Raw genomic sequence first — 20894 nt, 5'->3', positions numbered from 1 at the left:
GGCCCGGCGGACGCCACCGACCTTTGCGTCAGAGCCCTGGGGACGCCCTACTGTTGGAGCTCCGAAGGACGCCCGGACACACGATGCAGATGACGGCCCGCGGCCACCATCGCCCCCAGCAGGCCGTGACCATCGCCGGGAGCGATCAGCCCACCGGCCACGGCCTCGTGCACGAGGTCGTACGTCTCCTTGGTCGTGATGCCTCTGCGACGGGCGTAGGTGCCGGCGGATCGGTCATCAGTGATCCACACCGAGTCCCGTAACTCGGCGCGCATGGTGATCAGTACGCACGTCTCCGCCTCACCGAGGTGCTTCAGCGGCTGCGACGCCACACCACCGAACACTGCTCTGCGGACCCGCTCCACCTCGGTCAGCTCACGGGAGTCCGTGATCTCGATGGGGTCCCTGAGCCACCCGTCCTCCGATATCCCACGCAGCGGCGGATGATGACGGCTCGACTGCTCGGCTTCGTAGGCCACGGCCTGCGTCCAGCGGCCTCGTCCGTCGAGCACCGCTTCCAGCAGCGGAAGACGATCGACGGCAGCGAAATTGCACAGGACCGTGTTGTCCGGGAACCAGCAGAGCCTCATGGAGTGAAGACCGGGTCCTTCGCGTCGAGGTCGGATGCCGGAGCATCGACCGCGCCCTTGCGTTCCGGCTCGAGTACGTCGTGCAGCCAGTCCACCTCCACGCCGAGGAGCGACGCCAGCGGCCGCAGCGTGGTCTCTCCGGCCGTGTAACCGCTGAAGAGCTGATCCGCGATCCGGGCGGGGAACTGCCGGGCCTCCGCCCAGGCCAGCTGCCGCTGGAACTCGGCGGCAGCTCCCGCCACCAGGTGGCACGTCTCCGCGGTGAGGACCCGGAGCCGGTCCCGAACGTCCTTGTCGATCAGCCCCAGTTGCCCCAGCCGCACGGCCAGTGCGCTCGGTGACACCTTGAACTCGACCACGAGGCGTGCGAAGGCGTCTCTGCCGAGCTGCCCGTCGGCGGCGACAACCTGTGTGAATCGCTTCTCGACTTCGGGAGCCGGCATCAGCAGATGCGACGCGAACGCGTTCGCTCGGACCTCCGTGAGGTCCTTCACCCTGCCCGGCCGGATCCGCTTCTCGACCATCGGGTCCTGCGCGTCCCTGGCGAGGATGTGCCCGAGTTCGTGCGCCAGGGTGAAGCGCTGTCTCGTCCAGACACTGCTCGGGCTGACGAGGACCAGCCGGAAGGTATCGGTGTGCCAGGTCACTCCGTTCACCCCGTCGGGCAACGCCGTGATCGCGACGTCCACCCCGTACGCCTTGGCACATGCCGCGATCAGCGCGTCGGTCTCGCGTCCCGTTGCCCACTCCCCCGTGGCCGCGAGACCCCGGGCCGCGTCCTCGGCGAGTTGCCGCCCCTGGTCGATGTGCAAGGCCAGGTCCGTACGGATGTCCGGCAGAGCCGGCAGCTTCGGGAGCCGGCCGAGCAGCTCCAGCACCTCGTACGCGGCGGTGTAGCGCTGGGTGACCTGGTCCACTTTGTCCCGCTCGGGCACACTCTGGTCGGTGGTCCGCGCGGCGAACGACGGCTGGGACGGGGCGCGCCCGGTGAGCAGCCAGTCGACCGTGGTGCCGCCTGCCTCGGCGATCAGGGCGAGATCGAGCGAGGTGAAGCGCCGGACACCGGTCAGGCTCTTCGAGAGTTTGTCGGGCGTGAGCCGCACTCGTGCGGCGAAGGCAGCCTGGCTCACTGAGGCTGCTTCCATGACCCTGCGTACGCGGTCGCTCACAGTCTCATCCATTCATTTACCGTACTGATTCGTTGCGAAAATCGCAACGGGGTGGTGGGGCGGCGTTCCCCGCTGCAGCCCGAGCGGGCATGCGCGGGCTCTCAGGTGGGCTCGGCGCCTGGGTGGGCGGGCGGCAGGTGCAGCTCCGCCCAGACCTGCTTGCCGGGGGCGGTGACTCGAGGTGCGACGCCCCAGCGGTCGGCGAGTCGGGCGACGAGGTACAGGCCTCGGCCGGATTCCTCGTGGAGGGCCGGCGGGTTGTCGGCGGCCTCCGGTGCGGGGCGGCGCTCGGTGCGGGTGTCGGCGACCTCGATGCGGAGGGTGGCGGTCGGGGCCGGGCTCGAGACCGGGGACGGGCTTGCGGTGAGGCGGAGGTGGAAGTCCCGTCCGGGGACATGGCCGTGGCGGACGGCGTTCGCGGTGAGCTCGGCGGCGATGAGGGTGATCGTCTCGTTGGGCGTCGAGTCGTACGGGTAGCCCCACTCGTCCAGCCGGTGCGACACCAGCCGGCGGGCAAGGCGCGCGCCGCCTGGGGTGGACGTGAACTGCATCGAGAACTCGCGGGCGAGGGCGGGCGGTTGCGCCGGTGTCACGTCAGGGGTAATCGCTCCGTTCATGGGGGAAACGCTGGCGGCCCGTGCGTACCGTTGACCAGGAGGGACGCGGTGACGGGTGCGGAGTGTACGCGGGGGCGGGCGGCGGTGTACGCGGCGTAGAGCGTGACCGGGGGCGGGGCGTGGGGAGTTGAGCACGTGGAGCCGTGTGCGGTGTGGCGTTGTGTGTCGGGCGGACGGTACGGGGACGGGAAGGCACGGGGTCGTGGACGATCAGCAGGAGCAGCCGGAGCACGGCTACGAGCACGAAGCGGGGTGAACAACAGTTCCCATTTCTTTCAGTGGATATCCAGTATTCTCAGTGAATAACCTGACGTTATTCTCAGTGAATAACCTGACGTTGTGAAGCTTTCCGAGTGGGCGGCGCGCAACGGAGTGCACTACCAGACCGCGTGGACCTGGGCGAACGAGGGCCGTATGCCGGTCCCGGTCGTCCAAACGCCGTCCGGTACATGGCTCGTGACCGAGGCCGCCCCGCAGGCCGCCGGGCGGGTCGTGGCGTACTGCCGTGTCGCGTCCGGTGACCAGAAAGCGGACCTGGAGCGCCAGGTCGCCCGTACCGTGCAGGGCGCAATGGCCCAGGGCTCGCCGTCGCTGACGTGGTGACGGAGGTCGGCTCCGGCTTGAACGGGCGCCGCCGCAAGCTGCACCGCCTGCTCGCAGACCCGGGTGTGGGGGCGATCGTGGTCGAGCACCGAGACCGTCTCGCCCGGTTCGGCGTCGAGCACCTGGAAGCCGCTCTCTCAGCCACGGGACGGCGCCTGGTTGTCCTTGACCCGGCAGAGACCGCCGACGACCTCGTACGGGACATCACCGAGGTCCTGACCTCGATGTGCGCCCGCCTGTACGGCCGCCGCTCCGCGAAGAATCGCGCCGCCCGGGCCGTCGCCGTCGCCACCGGCCCGGAGGCGGCCGGATGAAGAAGTTCAAGCCACAGCCGGGCTTCACCGTCCTCGCGCACAAGCTCGCGCTGGACCCGAACACCACGGCCGACCGCCACCTGCACTCGCACGGAGGTGCCGCGCGAGCCGCGTACAACTGGGCGGTCGCGTACATCACCGCCGTGTGGTGGCAGCGGAAGGCCGAGCAGTCGTACGGCATCCCCGAGCACGAGCTGACTCCGTGGCGGTCGTGGTCGTTGCCCTCGCTGCGGAAGGCGTTCAACGAGGACAAGCGCACCAACCCTCGCTTCGCCGACTGGTGGAAGGAGAACTCCAAGGAGGCATACAACACCGGCCTGGCATACGCGTCGGCGGCGTTCGACAACTACGCGAAGTCCAAGAGCGGCAAGCGCAAGGGCCCAAGGATGGGCATCCCCCGCTTCAAATCGAAACACAAAGCGCGCCTGACCTGCCGGTTCACCACCGGCACGATCCGCATCGAGCCTGACGGCAGACACATCACCCTCCCCAGGATCGGCACCGTGCGCCTTCACGAGAACCGAGCTGACCTGCGAGCCCTCATCGACGCGGGGAACCTGCGGATCCTGTCCGCCACCGCATGCCTGGACCGGGGCCGCTGGTTCGTGTCCCTCCAGGTCGAGCAGAAGCACCAGCTGGTCAAAGTGGCCCGCCCGGACGCGGCGGTCGGTATCGACCTCGGCATCAAGACCCTCGCGGTCCTCGCGGACAGCGACGGTGTCCTCCGCGAGGAACCCAACCCACGCCACCTCGACCGCGCACAGAAACAGCTGCGCCGCGCCAGCCGGATCGTCTCCCGCCGCCGGGGCCCCGACCGGCGCACCGGGCAGCGGCCCTCCCGCCGCTGGGAGAAGGCCAACCAGGTGCGGAACAAGATCCATCACCGGGTCGCGAACCTCCGCGAGGACACCCTCCACAAGATGACGACCCGCCTCGCATCCGAGTACGGCACGATCGTGGTGGAAGACCTCAACGCCGCCGGCATGGGCCGAAACCGCCGCCTGTCCCGCCGCGTCGCGGATGCCGCGTTCGGTGAGATCCGACGCCAGCTCACCTACAAAACCCGCCGGCACGGCACGCACCTCGTTGTCGCCGACCGCTGGTTCCCCTCCTCGAAGACCTGCTCACGCTGCGGTGTGGTGAAAGCCAAACTGCCCCTCAGCGTCCGTGTCTTCGAGTGCGACAACTGCGGCCTCGTCCTCGACCGGGACGCCAATGCCGGACACAACCTGGTCGCCCTCGCGACCCGCACGACAGGTACCGGAGTGGCCGGAGACCTGGACCCCGCCGTCCAGGCGGAGTCGAAGCCCCGTGGAGCCGACCGCAAGACCCGCACCACCCGCCCGCGCCGCAAGGCCGGGACGGGGCGGGCAGGTGGCACAATCCCCAGCCTCCGGGCAGGGAAGGAAACGGGAGACCGTCAACAGGACACCGGAGCGCAACTCGCGCTCTGGTGAGACCGTTACGGACCATTCCAGCGGAAACGCCGGGATTGCTGAGATCACTTGCTGATCAAAGCAACGGTCGGGGATCCTGCACGCGTCTCTCTTCGGGCAGCAGGTGAAGCTCTGCCGGATCCGGGCGGGTCTGGAGCGGGCCGAGTTCGGGTCGATGACGGGGTACTCGGCGTCGACGATCGCGTCGTTCGAGCAGGGGCGTCGCATTCCGCCGCCGAAGTTCATCGACAAGGCGGACGAGCTGCTGGACGCGGGCGGGTTACCGAAAGCGAGCAAGGAGGAGGTCGCGCGGGCACAGTACCCGGCGTTCTTCCGTGATGCGGCGCGGTTGGAGGCGCAGGCGGTGGCCCTCCACGTGTACGCGACGAAGGCCGTCCCCGGGCTCTTGCAGACGGAGGAGTACGCGCGGGCGGTGTTCAGAATGTGGCGTCCGCTTCTGAGCGAGGAGACCATTACTCAACGAGTCGCAGCACGACTCGACCGCCAGGAAATCTTCTCCCGCACCCCGCTGCGCACGATCAGCTTCGTCATCGAGGAGTTCCTGCTGCGCCGTCTTCATGGAGGACGCGCTGCGATGAGGGGGCAACTGGAGCAGATCCTGCTGCATGGGCATCGCCGTAACGTCGAAATCCAGGTGATGCCGATCGCGCAGGAGGAGCATGCTGGGCTGGAAGGTCCCTTCACCTTGATCGAGACGAAAGAAGGGCAGAGGATCGCGTATGTGGAGGCGTACAAGGACAGCCGCCTCTACACGGATCGGACGTCGGTCCGGGATCTCGAGGAGCAGTACGGGATCCTCCGGGCGCAGGCGCTCACTCCGCGTGAATCGCTGGAACTCGTCGAGAAGTTGCTGGGAGAGGCATGAACGTCGAAGAGCCCGCACAGGCTGTGCCCGAAGCAGCCTGGTTCAAGAGCAGCTACAGCACCGGGTCGGGCGGCGAATGCGTGGAGGTCGCGGCCTGTCCCGGCACCATCCACGTCCGCGACTCGAAGGTCACGGCGGGGCCGACCCTGCGGGTGGCCGCCGAGGGGTGGGCGGCCTTCGTGGAGTTCGCCGCGCGGGACTGAGGGCTCAAGAAGGACGACGCCCCGTCACCGCAGTGCACCGGTCTAGGGGACGCGCGAGTCCCGGCCCCGGCACGCGCGGAGAGGCCGCCGTTGCTACCGGTCGCGGACCGGCGGCAGCTCCCAGCGGCCGGAGTGGCCGGGTGAGAGCTCCAAGTCGTCCCGCACGGCCGCGTAGTACGTCTCCCGAGCCGCGCGCTGCTTCGCCAGCAGGGCCGACCAGGCGTCCGGCGCGCGTCGGCCCTCGCGCAGGAAGCTCTCCATCTCCAGCACCACGACGACCCATTCGCGCGCCTTCTGCACCACGTCACGGGAGCCGAGCATCAGCAGCGCCTCGCCCGACGGGTCGCGTGCGTCGCTGGCCGCGGCGAGGAGGGGCGCCGCGTCCTCGGGTGAAAGGGGGTGCGGATGCGGGTCGTTGCCCAGGTGGGCCGCGACCCGGTACGTCAGGGTGACCGACTTCTTCAGGGACCGCGCGTAGTCGGAGTACACCGCCAGCCGCCGCTCCTCCCAGCGCGCCGCCTGTTCGCGCCGGAAACGGGCCCGGTCACCGCGCATGATCGCCATGTAGGAACCGAGTGCGCCGATCACCACACCCAGCAGGGCCGGAAGCTGTTGTGTGAACGCCGACATGACGCCACGGTATCCGCAACTCCGTGGCGCCACGGGGTCAGCGGCGGCCGCGCCCGGCTGCCCGGTGTGCGGGCTTCAGGGCGTGCGCCGCGGCCTCCGACACCCGCTTGTCGGGGTGGTGGTCCCGCAGGGCGGTCAGGACGCGGTGGGCGGTGCCGGGGTCCTCGGCGGCGAGGGCCCGGATCAGGGCGGGAGCGCCTCCGGGCCAGGCTGCTGCCTCCTCGTCGAAGGAGGGGAGCAGGGTGGTGGGCGGGATCTCGTCCGGTCCGGGGAGGCGGGCGCCGCCGTTCTCGTGCCGCTCCGCCACATGCGCGCGCATGTCGTCCGTCCACCGTGCGTCCAGCTCCTCTGCGAGCAGCGTCGCCCGGGCACTCCGCGGAACGCTCTCCCCGGGGACGTCCTCGCCGCGCGCGAGCAGGAGGCGGCGCGCCTCGGCGCCGGTCACCGGGTCGGTGAGCACGGTGCGCAGGGCCGCGTTCGGGATGCCGGCCCGGTCGAGGAGGGCGAAGCACTCGCGCACGCGGGTCCCTTGGCGGTCGGCCGCCTTCGCCTCGGAGACCGCGGTGAGCAGCGGGACCCAGGCCGCGCCGCTCTCCTTGTCCGCACCTTCCCTGCGATCGGCCCAGGCGGCGAGGGTCCGTGCCGCGATGCGCGGGGGCCAGTTGCGGACCGCGGCGACGGTGTGCGCCGCGTCCCACCCGGCGACCGTGCCGGCGTCGGGCGCGGCGACCTGTCCCGCGGCCATCACGTGCCGCATGACCGCGCCGCCGAGCGGCGTCAGGCCGAACGTGTCACCCCGGCGGAACACGCAGCCGGTCTCGGCCAGGCGGTCGACGAGCGCGGCCAGGGGGCGGGCTGTGGCGTCGATCGCGTCGCGGTCGGCCTCGGTCCGGCCGGGCAGCCCGAGCAGCACCGACAGCTCTTCGGGGGACGGCGTCTCGTACGCCGCAGGTGCGATGGCGGGCACCTGCGCCGGGGCGTCCTCCAGCTCGGGCGGGATCTCCGCGACGTCGGTGTCGGAGGCCTTGCGGGCCACCGAGTCCGGTGTGCTGCCGCGTTCGTAGAGGGAGTAGAGGATGTGGGCGCCGTCCAGGGACCAGTTGTCCTGCGGGCCGCTCACGGTGGGCAGCATCTCGACCTGGGCGGCGAGGATGTCGGCGGCCAGCTCGACGAGCTCCTGTGGTGTGCCCTCCTCCCAGACGGGGGTCGCCGGCCCGGGGAGGCCGCAGCGTTCGGAGATCTCCCGCCGTTCGTCGTCCAGGTCGCCGCCCGCGGCCAGGGCGGCCGGGAGCGGGGCGGCGTGGAGCAGGGCCCGGATGTCCCCGGGGGCGGGCACGCGGGCCGGGGGCGGCAGGGGGACCGAGGACGCGCCGTAGTAGTCGAGGTGCTCGTCGAGCATGCGGTCCGCGAGTGCGGCGTGGGGCAGTGCCTCGGGGCTCGGCGCCAGGCCGGCGTGGGGCCCGGCGAGCGCCTCGGTCAGCCCGGCGGCGGTCCAGCGGCTGGTCAACGCGTCCGCGATGTGTTCCAGTTCGGCGCCGAGCGCGTCGTCGGGCCGGTCGGCGTCGAGGGGCGGGGCCGGGAGCAGCGGACCGGCCGGAGAGGTCCCGGCGGTGTCCCGTGCGAAGGCCCCGAGCAGCGCCTCCGCGAGCCGTGCGCGGGTGGCGAAGGTGCGGCCGGCGATCTCGAAGCGGTGCAGCGGCTCGGGGAGCGCGGGCCGGTCGGCCCGCGGGGTGCGCTCGTGCGCGTCGAGCCAGGCCCGTACGGCGTCGGCGTCGTCCGGGTCCGTGCCGTCGGCCCTCAGGAGCGAGGCGTACCAGCGCGGCCACGTCAGACCGGCGGGGTCGGCCATGGCGGCGCGGAAGCCGGGCACGGCGTCGTCGATCGCCGCGAGCAGCCGGGCGTGCCGCTTGGCGTTGAGACGGCCCGCCGCGCGGACGCGGTCCGCGAGCGCCGTCAGCACGGCCGGCACGGCGGCCAGCTCCTCGTCGGACGCCCACAGCAGCCCGGGCAGGTCCTCGTGGAGCACCTGGGCGACCAGCTGCGGTGTCGGTTCGGGCACGCCGCTCCTGCGGTCCGCGCCGCGCAGCGCGAGCAGGGTCAGCACCGCGTCCGCGGGGCGCGCGGGCAGGGCGGTGCCCCGCTCCCTGGCGGCCCAGGCGAGGAAGTCGTCGAGTCCGGTGTTCAGCGCAGTGGTACGAGTCACGCGGGGAGCGTATGAAACCGGGCACGCCGTAGGCGGCTCCACCGGACGCGGGGTAGCCCGATCGAGCGAGCGACCGGCTCACCTGCGCCTCCTGCGGGGCGGACGGCCTCCCCCGCGGCGCGCCGATGAGTTCCGGGGCCGCGGCCGGTCACCCCTGCATGACTGCCTCTGCCACACCTGCTGCCTCCGGGACGACACCCGTACCCGACCTCCGGTCCGCCGCCGACGGCATCGTGAGACTGCTCCCCCACATCGGCGACGAGAAGCTGGGCGACCCGACGCCGTGTCCCGCGTACGCCGTGCGGGAGATCCTGGCCCACATCCACGGGCTGGCCACGGCCTTCCGGGAGGCCGCGCGCAAGGATCTCGGCCCGACCACCGAGGGCAGCCCGGACGACGAGCGTCCGGTGCTGGCCGACGACTGGCGCACCGCGATTCCGCAGCGCCTGGACGAGCTGGTCGAGGCCTGGAGGGGGCCGGGCGCGTGGGAGGGCATGACCCAGGCCGGGGGCGTCGCGCTGCCCGGGGCCGTGGCGGGCCGGGTCGCGCTGAACGAGCTCGTCATCCACGGCTGGGACCTGGCCCGCGCCACGGGCCTGCCGTACGCGCCCGACGAGGCGAGCATGACCGTGTCGCGGGAGATGCTGACCCCCACGGGCGACGACGCGTTGCGGGAGGGCATCTTCGGTCCGGTGGTGGCGGTGCCCGACGGCGCACCGCTGCTGGACCGGATCGTGGGCCTGAGCGGCCGTCGCCCCGACTGGACGCCGGCGGACGCCCGCTGACCCCGCGCGGCCGGGTCCGGGCCCCTGGCCCGGCCCTCGCCGGCCTGCGGCTGCGCCGAAATCCGCGGGAGACGCCGGCCCGGCCCTGCCATGCTCCCTCCATGTCGCACCCGTCACGCAGTTCACGCACATCACGCACATCACGCACATCGCGCCGTCCGGATCCGAAGCCCTCGCTCTACATCTCCGTCGACGTGGAGGCCGACGGCCCGATCCCGGGCCCGTACTCGATGATCAGCTTCGGCGCGGCCGTCGCGGGCCGTCAGGACGCGGACGGCTACGCGCCGGCCGATCCCGAGGCACGCACCTTCTACCGCGAACTGCGGCCCATCAGCGACGACTTCGTGCCCGAGGCGCTTGCCGTCAGCGGTCTCGACCGCGAGCGTCTGCTGCGCGAGGGCGGCGAACCGGAGGCGGTGATGGCCCAGTTCGCCGCCTGGGTGCGCGAGGCCGCTCGTGAGGCGGGTGCGCAGCCGGTGATGTGCGGGTATCCGGCGTCGTACGACTGGACGTTCCTCTACTGGTACCTGATCCGGTTCACCGGCGGGAGCCCGTTCGGCCACTCCGGCTGCCTGGACATGAAGACCCTGTACGCGACGAAGGCCCGCCTGCCGCTCCGTGCCGTGGCCAAGGGCACGATGCCGCCGGCGCTGCTGTCCGCGCGCCGGCACACCCACCACGCCCTGGACGACGCCGTCGAGCAGGCGGAGCTGTTCAGCAACCTCATGCTCTGGGAGCCGGAGACGAAAACGGCGGCGGAGGCCGACTGAGGCTCCTCCCCGTCACCCGGATCTCCCATGCGGCAGCAGGAACGATCGGCCGCAACCGGACCGCCCGCGGGGGTGTACGCGACCCGGTCCAGGCTGGTAGGAAAGTTTCCTAACAGGGTAAATCCTCGGCGAACTCCCCTTGGAGGCACGGTGCCCACCCCCCACAAGCGCACCCGCAACCGGCTCGGACTCCTCCCGCGCGTGGTACTCGGGGCGATTCTCGTCGCCCTTCCCGCCACCGCCGTCGCGGCGGGCGCCACGGAACCGGAGCAGCACAGCAGTCCGTCGGCGGTGGCCGCCGTCGGACTGGACGACCCGGCGAAGAAGGACATCGCCATGCGGATCGTCTCCAGTGCGGAGAACTCCTCGCTCGACTGGAAGGCCCAGTACAGGTACATCGAGGACATCGGGGACGGCCGCGGCTACACCGCCGGCATCATCGGCTTCTGCTCCGGCACCGGGGACATGCTCGACCTGGTCGAGCTCTACACCCAGCGCAAACCCGGCAACGTACTGGCGAAGTACCTGCCCGCGCTGCGGAAGGTCGACGGCACCGACTCGCACGAGGGGCTCGACCCGGGCTTCACCCGTGACTGGCGCAAGGCGGCCGAGGACCCGGCGTTCAAGAAGGCCCAGAACGACGAGCGCGACCGCGTGTACTTCGACCCGGCCGTGAAGCGGGGCAAGCAGGACGGCCTCGGTGTGCTCGGTCAGTTCGTCTACTACGACGCCATCGTGATGCACGGCGACGGCGGCGACAGCACGAGCTTCGGCAGCATCCGCAGGAAGGCGCTGGCGAAGGCCAGGCCGCCGGCCCGGGGCGGCGACGAGAAGGCGTACCTGCACGCGTTCCTCGACGCCCGCGTCTGGGCGATGAAGCAGGAGGAGGCGCACGAGGACACCAGCCGCGTGGACACCGCGCAGCGGGTCTTCCTGAACAAGGGCAACCTCCGCCTGGACACACCGCTGGACTGGAAGGTCTACGGCGACAGCTACCACATCGGCTGACGCCGCCCCCGAACGACGCGGCGGGCGGCCCGGGAACAGTTCCGGGCCGCCCGTCGCGTCGTGTCCGCGTGCTCAGTGCACGGCGGCCTGCGCCGGGACCTTGCCCGGCTCCGACGAGGCGTCCTCCGGCGACGTGTCCTTCGTCCCCAGGTGGTTGAAGGCCAGGTTGAGCGCGATCGCCACGATGCACCCGGTGGAGATGCCCGAGTCCAGCACCACCAGCAGGTCCTTGGGGAAGGCGTGGTAGAACTCGGGCGCCGCGATCGGGATCAGCCCGACACCGACGGCGGCGGCCACGATCAGCGCGTTCTCGCCCTTCTCCAGGGCCGCCGTCGCCAGCGTCTGGATACCGCTCGACGCGACCGTGCCGAAGAGCACGATGCCCGCGCCGCCGAGGACCGGCAGCGGCACCAGGGCGATCACCGAGGCGGCCACCGGGCACAGGCCCAGCAGGATCAGGATGCCGCCGCCCGCGGCGACGACGAAGCGGCTGCGGACCTTCGTCATCGCGACGAGCCCGATGTTCTGGGCGAAGGCGCTGCACATGAAGCCGTTGAAGAGCGGGCTGATGGCCGAGCCGAGCGTGTCGGCGCGCAGGCCGCCCTCGATGGTGCGCTCGTCCGCGGGGCGTTCCACGATCCGGCCGAGCGCCAGCATGTCGGCGGTGGACTCGGTCATGCACACCAGCATCACGATGCACATGGAGACGATGGCGGCGATCTCGAACTGCGGTGCGCCGAAGTGGAACGGCGTCGGGAAGCCGACGAGGCCGGCGTCCTTGATGGCGTCGAGGTTCGTCATGCCGAGCGGCAGGGCGACGAGCGTGCCGACGACCAGACCCAGCAGGATCGCGATCTGCTGGAGGAAGCCGCGCAGCAGTTTGCGCAGGGCCAGCACGACGACGAACGTGAGCGCCGCCATGCCGATGTTCTTCATCGAACCGTAGTCGTCGGCGACGGGGTTGCCGCCCTGCGACCAGTTGAAGGCGACGGGCAGCAGCGAGACGCCGATCAGGGTGATGACCGTGCCGGTGACGACGGGCGGGAAGAAGCGGACGAGTTTCGAGAAGTACGGGGTCAGGACGAAGCCCAGGACGCTGGCGACGATGATCGCGCCGAAGATGACGGCGATCCCGTCGTATCCGCGGTCGCGGCCTATCGCGACCATCGGCGTCACACCGGCGAACGAGACGCCGTTGACGAACGGCAGCCGGGCGCCGACGCGCCAGAAGCCGAGCGTCTGCAGCAGGGTCGCGATTCCGGCGGTGAACAGACTCGCGCCCATGAGGAACGCGGTGTCCTTGGCGTCGAGGCCCACAGCGGGACCGACGATCATCGGCGGGGCCACCACACCCGCGTACATGGCGGCCACGTGCTGCAGCCCGGTGGTGAACATCTTGAACGGCGGAAGGGTCTCGTCGACCGGATGCTTCCGGTCTGGTGCCTCGGCGGTCGAGGTGTGCGCGGCCACGGCGGTGCCTCCGGTCGGGTAACACGTCATCGGGACATGGGTGTCATGGAGGTGGTGCAGGTGATGCGGTCGTTGCTCTGATGCGGCGTGCACATACCGGATCGCCCAGACCGGTGGTGCGGAAGGTGACCGTGCCGGAACCTGTTGGCACGAGTCACCTTCACCGAGGGGTACGCGCCTTTGTCGCGCGCACCCCCCGGCGAGGGCTGCCGTGGACCCCGCTCGGGTCCGCGGCCGCCGGCCGGGGGCCGTCCCCCCCGGCCGGACTTCCCTGGGGTCAGCCCTGCGCGGCGATCCGCGCGAGGCGCTGCGCCTCGTCCCGCGTGGTGCGGGCGATGGCGTCCTCGTCCACCGTGGTCAGGTGGCCGTTCTCGACGACGGTCCTGCCGTCGACGAGCGAGAGCGTGACGGGCGCCGCGGCGCCGAAGACGAGCGCGACGACCGGATCGGCGATGGAGGAGTGCGCGAGCGTGTCGAGCTTCCACAGCACGAGGTCGGCGAGCTTTCCGGACTCCAGCGAACCGGTCTCGGTGGCGCGGCCGAGGACCTGGGCGCCGCCGTAGGTGCCGAGCCGCAGCGCCTGGCGGGCGTTGAGGGCGGCCTCGCGGTGGGCGCCGAGCCGGTTGATCAGCAGCGCGTTGCGCAGCTCGGTGTGGAGTTCGCCGGACTCGTTGGAAGCGGTGCCGTCGACGCCGAGGCCGACCGGGACACCCGCCTTGAGCATGTCGGGGACGCGGGCGATGCCGGCGGCGAGGCGCGCGTTGGACGACGGGCAGTGCGCGACACCGGTCTTCGTGCGGGCGAAGGCCTCGATGTCGGAGTCGTTCATGTGGACGCAGTGCGCCATCCACACGTCCTCGCCGAGCCAGCCGGTCGACTCGAAGTAGTCGGTGGGGCCCATGCCGAAGAGCTCCTTGCAGAACTCCTCCTCCTCGACCGTCTCCGAGCCGTGGGTGTGCATGCGCACGCCCTTGCGGCGGGCCAGTTCGGCACCCTGGCGCAGCAGCTCGGTGGAGACGGAGAACGGGGAGCAGGGCGCGACGGCGATCTGCGTCATCGCGTCGAAGGAGGCATCGTGGTACTCGTCGATGGTCTCCTCGGTACCGGCGAGGGCGCCCTCGAGGGACTCGACGGCGAAGTCCGGCGGCAGGCCGCCGTCCGACTTCCCGCGGTCCATGGAGCCGCGGGCGAGGGTGAAGCGTACGCCCATGTCGCGTGCGGCGCCGATGATCGCGCCGGACAGGTCGCCGGATCCCCGCGGGTAGACGTAGTGGTGGTCCATGGCGGTGGTGACGCCGCCGCGGGCCATCATCGCGAGCGAGCCCTGGGCGGCCGCGCGGACCATGGGCTCGTCGATGCGGGCCCAGGTCGGGTAGAGGGCGACCAGCCAGTTGAAGAGGTTGTGGTCGGTGGCCAGGCCCCGGGTGATCCACTGGTAGAAGTGGTGGTGGGTGTTGATCAGGCCGGGCGTCGCGAGATGACCGGTGCCGTCGACGCGGCGTACGACGTTCTCGAGGCCCTGGGGGGCGGGTCCCGCTCCTACCGACTCGATACGGTTGCCGGCGACGACGATGTGGCCCGAGGCGTACTCGGTGTCACCGGCGTCGACCGTCGCGATCGCACAGTTCTCGACGACGATGCGCTCGACGGCGCTGTCGTGGGCTGCCGAAGGTGCCATGGTGCTTCCTTCTTCTGACGTGGCGGGTGGCGGTGAGGGCACGGCAGGACCCTAGGAGGATTTGAGTGCCACAGCCTGGCGGCTGCGGGTGCCGAGTTGGTGGAAGAACAGGTTGAGCAGGACCGCGAGGAGCGCTCCGGCGCTGATCCCGGAGCCGAGGACGGTCTGCGCCCGGGCCGGGTAATCGGCGTGGAAGGTGGGCGCGGCGAGCGGGACGATGCCGGCGCCGCCGAGGACGGGCATCGGGACGAGCGGGACGACCGCGCCGAGGACGGGGAAGGCGCCGAGGACGAGCAGGACTCCGCCGGCGACGGCGTAGCGGCTGCGCCCCCGGGTGAGGGAAACCGCGCCGACGTTCTGGGCGTAGGCGGAGGCGGGGAAGCCGCCGGCGGGAACGGGCCGCGCGAGGGGGAGCTTCTCATCCACCGGGTGAACCGGCGGGGCATTGCACGGGCCTTGTGCTGCCGGCCTTGTTGCAGGGTGTGCCATGGTCTTCCCTCCGGTCCGGATCCGCCCCCGCCGGCCGCGGCGGGGGCGGATCGGTCCCGCGTCAGAGGTTGGTCATGTCGACCGGGATTTGCGGCTCGACGCCGTCCCGCAGGATGGTGGCCTCGATCAGGCCGTACGGGCGGTCCGCCGCGTAGTAGACCTCGTTGTCGTTCTTGAGGCCGAACGGCTCGAGGTCGACCAGGAAGTGGTGCTTGTTCGGGAGCGAGAAGCGGACTTCGTCGATCTCGTTGCGGCTGTTGATGATGCGCGAGCCCATCTGGTACAGCGTCTGCTGCAGCGAGAGGGAGTACGTCTCGGCGAAGGCCTGGAGCATGTGCTTCTTGACCTGCTCGTAGGACTTCTCCCAGTTGGGCATCCTCTGCTCGTCGTCGGTCCAGTTGAACCGCCAGCGGCCGGACACCTGGGTGGCCAGGATGCGGTCGTACGCCTCCTGGAGCGTCGTGTACTTGTCCTTGACGTAGCCCCAGAACTCGGAGTTCGTCGAGTTCATCACGATCAGGTCCTTGAGACCGGAGATGACCTGCCACGACGAACCGTCGTAGGTGATCTGCGTGACCCGGGTCTCCTGGCCCTTGCGGACGAAGGAGTGCTTGACCTCGTCGGAGCCGATGAACTTCGAGTTGGCGTCGGACGCCTCGATGCGCTCCCAGGCGTACTCCTCGATCCGGATGCGCGCCCGATGGATCGGCTCCTGGCTGGTCACGAAGTGACGGGCCAGGTGGATGCCGAACTGCTCGGCGGACTCGATGCCGTATTCCTTGGCGAACGCGTACACCGTGTTCTTGGTGGTGTCGGTCGGCAGGCAGTTGGCGTTCGAACCGGACAGGTGCACGTCGGACATGTCGCCGGAGAGGGCGACCGAGACGTTCAGGTCCTTGATGTGGTGGGTGTCGCCGTCCCGCGTGATCCTGACTACGCGGTTCTCTGCCTTGCCGTACTGATTCTGGCCGAGAATCGTGGGCATGTCTGCTAGCTCCCTCGGTAAACGGAGTAGCCGAACGGGTTGAGCAGCAGCGGTACGTGGTAGTGCTCGCCCGGTACGACGGCGAAGGTGATCGCCACCTCGGGGAAGAACACGCCGCTGTCCCGTAGCGCGGGGGCGTCCTGCTGTGCCTCGGCTTGCTTCTTCTTCACGAAGTACGTCTCGGTCTCGAAGTCGAGACGTACATGGGTCGTTCCCTCCGGCAGCGCCGGCAGGTCCTTGCAGCGCCCGTCCGCGTCGGTCGCCGATCCGCCGAGCGGCGCCCACTCCGCGTCCGGGCCGCTGCGGGCCGACAGCGTGATGGCGACGCCCTCGGCGGGGCGGCCGATGCTGGTGTCCAGGATGTGCGTCGACACCGATGCGCTTGTTTCCGTGCTCATGCGCTTTCTTCCCCTGCGAGCTCTACGAGGCGGGTCAGCCGGATACGGTTGATCTTGCCCAGTTCGGTGCGGACGATCTCCCGCTCCTCCTCGGGCGAGTTCTCGATCCGCTCGCGGACGGCGTCCCTCATCTGCTCACCGGTACGACCGGTGGCGCAGATCAGGAAGACATGGCCGAACTTCTCCTGGTAGGCCAGGTTCAGTTCGAGCATCTCGGCCTTGAGCGCCTCGGACGCCCCGGCCATGCCGCTCTGCTCGCGGGAGGAGGTCGGGTCGCCGGGCTTCGGCCGGCCGATCGGCGGGTGACCGGCCATCGCCTCGGCCAGGTCGTCGGCGGTCAGCTCGGCCATGGCGGCGTCACTGGCCTCGAAGAGGGCTTCGGTGCTGGCGTACGGCCGCTGGGCGAGGATCTTGCTCCCCCAGGCCGAACTGGCGCACACCTCGTGCAGCGCGGCCTGGGCCGTGCTGTCCTCGGAGGCGTTGAACCGGGCGAGGCCCGGGTTCGAGAGTGAAGTCACGGGAGCCTCCGTGGCTTGTTCATCGTGGTGCGTCGGACGGGCTGCGGATAGCTAACGCCCTCCGGAACACGACGTCAACACTTTGTTGAAAACTCGCGTACACAAAAGCCGCCGCCCGAAGAGCCGGACGGCGGCGACAGTCGGCCGGCGCTCAGTCGCCCTTGGCCGCGTTCTCCCTGTTCAGGTAGTTGTAGACGGTGAAGCGGCTGACGCCGAGAGCGCCCGCCACCGTCTCGACGCCGTGGCGTACGGAGAACGCGCCCCGCGCCTCCAGTGTCCTGACGACCGACTGCTTCGTCTTGCGGTCGAGATCGGCGAGGGGCTTGCCGTGCTGCCGCTCCAGCGCCGCGAGGATGTGGTCGAGGGAGTCCGCGAGCTGCGGCAGGCGCACGGCGACGACCTCCTCGCCCTCCCAGCTCAGCACGACGTCGTCCTCGGCGGCCTCACCGGGGGTGATCAGCACTCCGCCCATGGCGTCGACGAGAGGCTTGACCGCCCGGGCGAGCGCGTGGTCCGCAGGCCCGGTCATCCTTCCCCCTCCACCACGTTGACCTGCAGGGACACGCGGGTCGCACCGGTCTCCAGCGCCTTGCGCAGCAGCGCGTCGACGGCGCCGAGCACCTGGTCGGCGCCGCCCTCGGCGGTGTTGCCGAAGGGACCGACGTCCACCTTGTCCAGACCCGCGCCCTGGACGACCTCGCGGACCGCCAGCGCGTGGGCGGGCGGTTCATCCAGGTCGAACGGCTCGGTCGTGAACTCCACTCTCAGTCGCACCATGCCCCCACGGTAGCCGCGGCCCTTACGTGCGGGGACCCGGCCCCGGAACCCGGCTCCGGGGCCGGCCCGTGGCCTCTGCCCCGCGGAACGCGAAAAACGTGCGGGGCACGCGACGGACCCGCGGCGGCTGTGCGTAGAGCAGGTGACGGGAGCCTCGGACGGACGTCCGGTGGGCGGAGGCAGGAGGGGTCTACAGATGACAGGACGTACGCGCAGAGGCGTCAGGGCGACGGCGGTCGCGACCGCGGCGATGGCGGCGCTCACCGCGTCGCAGGGGCCGGGGACCGCCGCGCCCGCGGGGCAGCGGAGCGCCGAGCCCTCGCAGGGGCCGGGCGTGTCCGGGGACGGCACGTACCGCACCGAGCTTCCGCCGCTGCGGGTGCCGGGCGTGAGCGGCACCGGGGAACGGCCGGCGGGGACACCGGCCACGGCGTCGGTCGGCTCGCTGCCCGCCACGGTGTTCGCCGCGTACCGGGCCGCCGAATCGGAGCTGGCCCGCAGTGCCCCCGGCTGCGGGCTGCGCTGGCAGCTCCTCGCGGCGATCGGGCAGGTCGAGTCGGGACAGGCCGGCGGCGGCCGGGTGGCCGCGGACGGCACCACGCTCACGCCGATCCTCGGGCCGCGCCTGGACGGCCACGGCTTCGCTCTCATCCGGGACAGCGACGGCGGCCGGTACGACGGGGACACCGAGTACGACCGCGCCGTCGGCCCCCTGCAGTTCATCCCCTCCACCTGGGCGAGTTGGGGCGCGGACGGCAACGGCGACGGGCTCCGCGACCCGGGGAACGTCTTCGACGCGGCCCTCGCCGCCGGTCGCTACCTGTGCGCGGGCGGGCGCGACCTGTCCGACGCGGGCGACCTCGACCGGGCCCTTCTCGGCTACAACCACTCCACCGCGTACCTGCTCACCGTGCGGGCGTGGTTCGCGTACTACCTCGACGGGCACACGGTGGTGCCCGACAGCGCGGCCGCCGGAGGGTCACGCGGCGAGGCACGTCCCTCGCCGGAGCCGACACGCACCGCGAAACCGGCGGCGTCCGGCGCGAAGAAGCCGTCGCCCGCGCCGTCGCCGTCGTCCTCGGGCCCGTCGCGGTCCGCGGCTCCCTCGCCGTCGCCGTCCGCGCGCCCGACCGAGCCGGCCGGCACAACCGGTCCCGCGCAGCCGGTGCCGTCACTGCCCGTTCCTGTCCCAATGCCTCCTGGAGCCACTCTGCCCACCTCACTGACCAGCGGAGACTGATCCCCACGCCCCCTCCGGCAACAGAAAGGACTCGATGGGGCTCTCCCCCTCCACAACTCCGGATACCGGGCGGTAATGTCGCCATCCGCCGGACAAGCACGCGGACGGTGGTGAGAGCAAGGGGGCCCTCATGGCGACGGACACACAGCCTGAGCACTCCGGTGGACAGGGCGCCGAGCAGGCGCATGAGCGCTGGCAACGCGCCTGGAGCCACCGGGAGCAGTTGCTCCGGGTCGCCCGGCGCCGGTCCGTCAGCATGGAGGACGCCGAGGACGCCGTGCACGAGGCGATGCTCCGTGCCGCGGAGCAGCCCCACCTGGACGACGAGCGGCTGGGCGCCTGGCTGACGACGGTGACGATGCGGCTGTGCGTCGACCGCCACCGCCAGGTCAGCCGCGAGGCCGAGGTCCGTACGAGCCCGACGCTGCACCCGCCGCGGCCGGCTCCGGTGGACGAGGCGGTGTGCGACCGTGCGGAGGCGCGGTGGCTGGCCGTACGCAGCGGTGAGCTGCCCGCCCGGCAGGCCGAGGCGCTGTGGCTGAAGTCGGAGGACCTCGACGTCGGGCAGGTCGCCGTGAAGATGGGCCTGAGCTACCGGACCGTCGAGTCCCTGCTGGCCAGGGCCCGGCGGACGCTGCGCAACTCGCTGGCGGCGACGCTCGCTCTTGCGCTGTGGCTGTGCGGCCGCGGCCGGCCGCGGGGTGGCCACGCCCAGGCGGTCGCCGTGGCGTCGACGGCGGCGACGCTGGCGGTCGCGGGTCTCGTTCTGCCGTACGCGCCCGGTGGGGACACGCCCGGCCCGCGCCCGGCGACGCCGGCGGTCGCGACCTCGCAGGAGCCGGGGCCGGGTGGACCCGGTCCGACCACGCCGTCGCCTCTCGGCTCGCGGGAGGAGCAGCCGGTGCCGTCGGGCGGCGCCGAGCGGCGGTCGGAGTCGGTGCTGCCGGAGCTGCCGCTGCCGGAGGTGTCGCTGCCGCCGCTGCCGCTGAGGACGTCGTCGGTGCCGCGGCTGCCGGTGCTGCCGGAGGGCGTCGAGGTCCCCGAGGTGCCGGTCCCGGACGTCCCGTCCGCGACCTCGCAGCTCCCGGAGCTCACGCCTCCGCCGGTGCCGACGCCGTCGGTGCCGGTCCCGGTGCCGACGCTCCCGTAGGAGAGTTTTCCCCTCCCCGCCCCTACCCGTAACTGGGGCTCCGCCCCAGACCCCGCACCGCGCCTCGCGCGCCGGGCGGAAAAGGCGCACGGGCCCGGCAGCCCGCGCCGCCAGTCCCTTTGCGTTAGCGACGCCGTGACTCCGCCCCGGCCCCTGCGCCCTGCCGTCCGCGCGCCTTGCGGCCCCGTCCCGTACGACGCCCCGCGCGGGCCTCGGGACTCCGCCCGGCGCCTGCGCGGTGCCAGCCGCGCGCCTCGCGGCTGGCACCGCGGCCTCGTGCGCGCCTCCGCGCGGGCCTCGGGACTCCGCCCGCCCCCTGCGCCCTGCCGTCCGCGCGCCTCGCGGCTGACACCCGGCCTCGTGCGCGCCTCCGCGCGGGCCTCGGGACTCCGCCCGGCCCCTGCGCCCTGCCATCCGCGCGCCTCGCGGCTGACACCCGGCCTCGTACCGCCTTCGCACGGTTGCGCGCCTCGCGGCTCCGCCGCGGCCCGGTACCGAGCTTCGCAATCGGTGGCCTCGAGTACCGGACGGGCCGACTTCGCGCAGCGAACGGCGCGCGCGGGGCCCGACAGCCAGTGCCCCAGACTATTTACGTTCGCGACCTCGGGGCTCCGCCCCACCCCGGCGCCTGCCCCCTGCCGGCCGCGCATCTCGGGGCTCCGCCCCGGCTCCGTGCCGCGCCTCGCGCGGTGTCCTCGTCCCCTACGGCCTCGCGGCCGTAGGCCTTCAGGGCTCCGCCACGGTCCCGTACCGCGCTCCGCGCGGCGGCCTCGCGCCGGACGGGCTGACGTCGCCCAGCGCAATCCAGCCCCGTCGGCGACTGACGCGCGGGGTTTTGGGGCGGAGCCCCAACGAGTGTGCCTCCGACCACAAGCCCCGCCGGCGATTGGGGCGCGGGGGCAGAGCCCCGAATCAAGCCCCGCCGGCGATTGAGGCGGCACGGCTTGGGGCGGAGCCCCAACGGGGGCGGTGGCG

General features: G+C 71.7%; 20 protein-coding genes and 2 pseudogenes. 9 read left to right on the top strand and 13 right to left on the bottom strand.

Annotated elements, in window-relative coordinates:
- Positions 1-47: 47 nt before the first annotated feature.
- The 3 genes from ACWD0A_RS21025 to ACWD0A_RS21015 all read right to left on the bottom strand — a co-directional run bounded on the left by ACWD0A_RS21025 (position 48) and on the right by ACWD0A_RS21015 (position 2376).
- Positions 48-590 (bottom strand): hypothetical protein, encoded by a 543-nt coding sequence (locus ACWD0A_RS21025; RefSeq protein WP_451300195.1) that lies wholly within the window; start codon positions 588-590, stop codon positions 48-50.
- Positions 587-1771: a helix-turn-helix domain-containing protein gene (locus ACWD0A_RS21020; RefSeq protein ID WP_451300193.1), complete on the bottom strand. Its 1185-nt coding sequence runs from the start codon at positions 1769-1771 to the stop codon at positions 587-589. Before ACWD0A_RS21020 ends, ACWD0A_RS21025 begins: the two co-directional genes overlap by 4 nt.
- An 89-nt stretch (positions 1772-1860) precedes the next feature.
- Positions 1861-2376, bottom strand: a complete 516-nt coding sequence (locus ACWD0A_RS21015; RefSeq protein WP_451300191.1) for an ATP-binding protein — start codon at positions 2374-2376, stop codon at positions 1861-1863.
- Positions 2377-2715: 339 nt separating this feature from the next.
- Between ACWD0A_RS21015 and ACWD0A_RS21010 the strand changes: the two are divergent.
- The 4 genes and pseudogenes from ACWD0A_RS21010 (at position 2716) to ACWD0A_RS20995 (ending at position 5818) form a co-directional block, all read left to right on the top strand.
- Positions 2716-3293 (top strand): annotated as a pseudogene (locus tag ACWD0A_RS21010) (IS607 family transposase).
- Complete coding sequence (tnpB, locus tag ACWD0A_RS21005; RefSeq protein ID WP_451300189.1) at positions 3290-4750, top strand: IS607 family element RNA-guided endonuclease TnpB; 1461 nt, start codon at positions 3290-3292, stop codon at positions 4748-4750. Before ACWD0A_RS21010 ends, tnpB begins: the two are co-directional and overlap by 4 nt.
- Positions 4751-4823: 73 nt before the next feature.
- Entirely contained in the window at positions 4824-5615 is a 792-nt protein-coding gene (locus ACWD0A_RS21000) for a helix-turn-helix domain-containing protein (protein ID WP_451300280.1), read from the top strand.
- Entirely contained in the window at positions 5612-5818 is a 207-nt protein-coding gene (locus ACWD0A_RS20995) for a DUF397 domain-containing protein (protein WP_451300187.1), read from the top strand. The genes ACWD0A_RS21000 and ACWD0A_RS20995 overlap by 4 nt, the downstream gene beginning before the upstream one ends.
- A 93-nt stretch (positions 5819-5911) precedes the next feature.
- On the opposite strand, the gene ACWD0A_RS20990 is transcribed toward ACWD0A_RS20995, so the two are convergent.
- Both ACWD0A_RS20990 and ACWD0A_RS20985 read right to left on the bottom strand, forming a co-directional pair.
- Positions 5912-6448, bottom strand: a complete 537-nt coding sequence (locus ACWD0A_RS20990) for a hypothetical protein (protein WP_451300185.1) — start codon at positions 6446-6448, stop codon at positions 5912-5914.
- Between the two features lie 37 nt (positions 6449-6485).
- Positions 6486-8651 carry a hypothetical protein gene (locus ACWD0A_RS20985; RefSeq protein ID WP_451300183.1) on the bottom strand — a complete coding sequence of 722 codons (2166 nt, stop codon included), beginning with the start codon at positions 8649-8651 and terminating at the stop codon, positions 6486-6488.
- Positions 8652-8809: 158 nt separating this feature from the next.
- On the opposite strand from ACWD0A_RS20985, the gene ACWD0A_RS20980 reads away from it, so the two are divergent.
- The 3 genes from ACWD0A_RS20980 to ACWD0A_RS20970 all read left to right on the top strand — a co-directional run bounded on the left by ACWD0A_RS20980 (position 8810) and on the right by ACWD0A_RS20970 (position 11214).
- Positions 8810-9436, top strand: a complete 627-nt coding sequence (locus tag ACWD0A_RS20980) for a TIGR03086 family metal-binding protein (RefSeq protein WP_451300181.1) — start codon at positions 8810-8812, stop codon at positions 9434-9436.
- Between the two features lie 101 nt (positions 9437-9537).
- Positions 9538-10206: a 3'-5' exonuclease gene (locus tag ACWD0A_RS20975; protein WP_451300179.1), complete on the top strand. Its 669-nt coding sequence runs from the start codon at positions 9538-9540 to the stop codon at positions 10204-10206.
- Positions 10207-10356: 150 nt separating this feature from the next.
- Positions 10357-11214 (top strand): chitosanase, encoded by an 858-nt coding sequence (locus ACWD0A_RS20970; RefSeq protein WP_451300177.1) that lies wholly within the window; start codon positions 10357-10359, stop codon positions 11212-11214.
- A gap of 72 nt (positions 11215-11286) precedes the next feature.
- Here ACWD0A_RS20970 and ACWD0A_RS20965 read toward each other — a convergent pair whose 3' ends face one another.
- From ACWD0A_RS20965 to ACWD0A_RS20930, 8 genes and pseudogenes are all read right to left on the bottom strand, one after another.
- Complete coding sequence (locus ACWD0A_RS20965) at positions 11287-12714, bottom strand: nucleobase:cation symporter-2 family protein (protein WP_451300175.1); 1428 nt, start codon at positions 12712-12714, stop codon at positions 11287-11289.
- A 247-nt stretch (positions 12715-12961) separates the two neighbouring features.
- Entirely contained in the window at positions 12962-14362 is a 1401-nt protein-coding gene (locus ACWD0A_RS20960; RefSeq protein WP_451300173.1) for an 8-oxoguanine deaminase, read from the bottom strand.
- A gap of 51 nt (positions 14363-14413) precedes the next feature.
- Positions 14414-14749, bottom strand: a pseudogene (locus ACWD0A_RS20955) (solute carrier family 23 protein); the annotation flags it as partial.
- 163 nt (positions 14750-14912) lie between these two features.
- Entirely contained in the window at positions 14913-15836 is a 924-nt protein-coding gene (pucL, locus tag ACWD0A_RS20950) for a factor-independent urate hydroxylase (protein ID WP_307712727.1), read from the bottom strand.
- Positions 15837-15841: 5 nt separating this feature from the next.
- A complete protein-coding gene (uraH, locus tag ACWD0A_RS20945; protein ID WP_451300170.1) occupies positions 15842-16234 on the bottom strand; it encodes a hydroxyisourate hydrolase in 393 nt (130 codons plus the stop codon).
- Entirely contained in the window at positions 16231-16752 is a 522-nt protein-coding gene (gene uraD / locus ACWD0A_RS20940; RefSeq protein WP_451300168.1) for a 2-oxo-4-hydroxy-4-carboxy-5-ureidoimidazoline decarboxylase, read from the bottom strand. The genes uraH and uraD overlap by 4 nt, the downstream gene beginning before the upstream one ends.
- Positions 16753-16903: 151 nt before the next feature.
- Entirely contained in the window at positions 16904-17281 is a 378-nt protein-coding gene (locus ACWD0A_RS20935) for a helix-turn-helix domain-containing protein (protein WP_451300166.1), read from the bottom strand.
- Positions 17278-17526: a hypothetical protein gene (locus ACWD0A_RS20930; RefSeq protein ID WP_451300278.1), complete on the bottom strand. Its 249-nt coding sequence runs from the start codon at positions 17524-17526 to the stop codon at positions 17278-17280. The genes ACWD0A_RS20935 and ACWD0A_RS20930 overlap by 4 nt, the downstream gene beginning before the upstream one ends.
- 199 nt (positions 17527-17725) lie before the next feature.
- On the opposite strand from ACWD0A_RS20930, the gene ACWD0A_RS20925 reads away from it, so the two are divergent.
- Together ACWD0A_RS20925 and ACWD0A_RS20920 are read left to right on the top strand one after the other, a co-directional pair.
- Complete coding sequence (locus tag ACWD0A_RS20925; protein WP_451300164.1) at positions 17726-18769, top strand: lytic transglycosylase domain-containing protein; 1044 nt, start codon at positions 17726-17728, stop codon at positions 18767-18769.
- A 130-nt stretch (positions 18770-18899) separates the two neighbouring features.
- Positions 18900-19919 (top strand): RNA polymerase sigma factor, encoded by a 1020-nt coding sequence (locus ACWD0A_RS20920; protein WP_451300162.1) that lies wholly within the window; start codon positions 18900-18902, stop codon positions 19917-19919.
- The last annotated feature ends 975 nt before the right edge of the window (positions 19920-20894 follow it).

The organism is Streptomyces sp. NPDC002867 (assembly GCF_053591895.1).
This window is presented reverse-complemented; position numbering and strand designations above follow the sequence as displayed.

Excerpts from the sequence above, each read along its gene's own strand:
- ACWD0A_RS20960 (WP_451300173.1), bottom strand. The coding sequence starts at position 14,362 with ATGGCACCTTCGGCAGCCCACGACAGCGCCGTCGAGCGCATCGTCGTC.
- pucL (WP_307712727.1), bottom strand. The coding sequence starts at position 15,836 with ATGCCCACGATTCTCGGCCAGAATCAGTACGGCAAGGCAGAGAACCGC.
- ACWD0A_RS21020 (WP_451300193.1), bottom strand. The coding sequence starts at position 1,771 with ATGGATGAGACTGTGAGCGACCGCGTACGCAGGGTCATGGAAGCAGCC.
- ACWD0A_RS20920 (WP_451300162.1), top strand. The coding sequence starts at position 18,900 with ATGGCGACGGACACACAGCCTGAGCACTCCGGTGGACAGGGCGCCGAG.
- ACWD0A_RS20935 (WP_451300166.1), bottom strand. The coding sequence starts at position 17,281 with ATGACCGGGCCTGCGGACCACGCGCTCGCCCGGGCGGTCAAGCCTCTC.
- ACWD0A_RS20995 (WP_451300187.1), top strand. The coding sequence starts at position 5,612 with ATGAACGTCGAAGAGCCCGCACAGGCTGTGCCCGAAGCAGCCTGGTTC.
- ACWD0A_RS20965 (WP_451300175.1), bottom strand. The coding sequence starts at position 12,714 with ATGACGTGTTACCCGACCGGAGGCACCGCCGTGGCCGCGCACACCTCG.
- ACWD0A_RS20980 (WP_451300181.1), top strand. The coding sequence starts at position 8,810 with ATGACTGCCTCTGCCACACCTGCTGCCTCCGGGACGACACCCGTACCC.
- ACWD0A_RS20925 (WP_451300164.1), top strand. The coding sequence starts at position 17,726 with ATGACAGGACGTACGCGCAGAGGCGTCAGGGCGACGGCGGTCGCGACC.
- tnpB (WP_451300189.1), top strand. The coding sequence starts at position 3,290 with ATGAAGAAGTTCAAGCCACAGCCGGGCTTCACCGTCCTCGCGCACAAG.
- ACWD0A_RS21015 (WP_451300191.1), bottom strand. The coding sequence starts at position 2,376 with ATGAACGGAGCGATTACCCCTGACGTGACACCGGCGCAACCGCCCGCC.
- ACWD0A_RS21025 (WP_451300195.1), bottom strand. The coding sequence starts at position 590 with ATGAGGCTCTGCTGGTTCCCGGACAACACGGTCCTGTGCAATTTCGCT.
- uraH (WP_451300170.1), bottom strand. The coding sequence starts at position 16,234 with ATGAGCACGGAAACAAGCGCATCGGTGTCGACGCACATCCTGGACACC.
- ACWD0A_RS20990 (WP_451300185.1), bottom strand. The coding sequence starts at position 6,448 with ATGTCGGCGTTCACACAACAGCTTCCGGCCCTGCTGGGTGTGGTGATC.
- ACWD0A_RS20975 (WP_451300179.1), top strand. The coding sequence starts at position 9,538 with ATGTCGCACCCGTCACGCAGTTCACGCACATCACGCACATCACGCACA.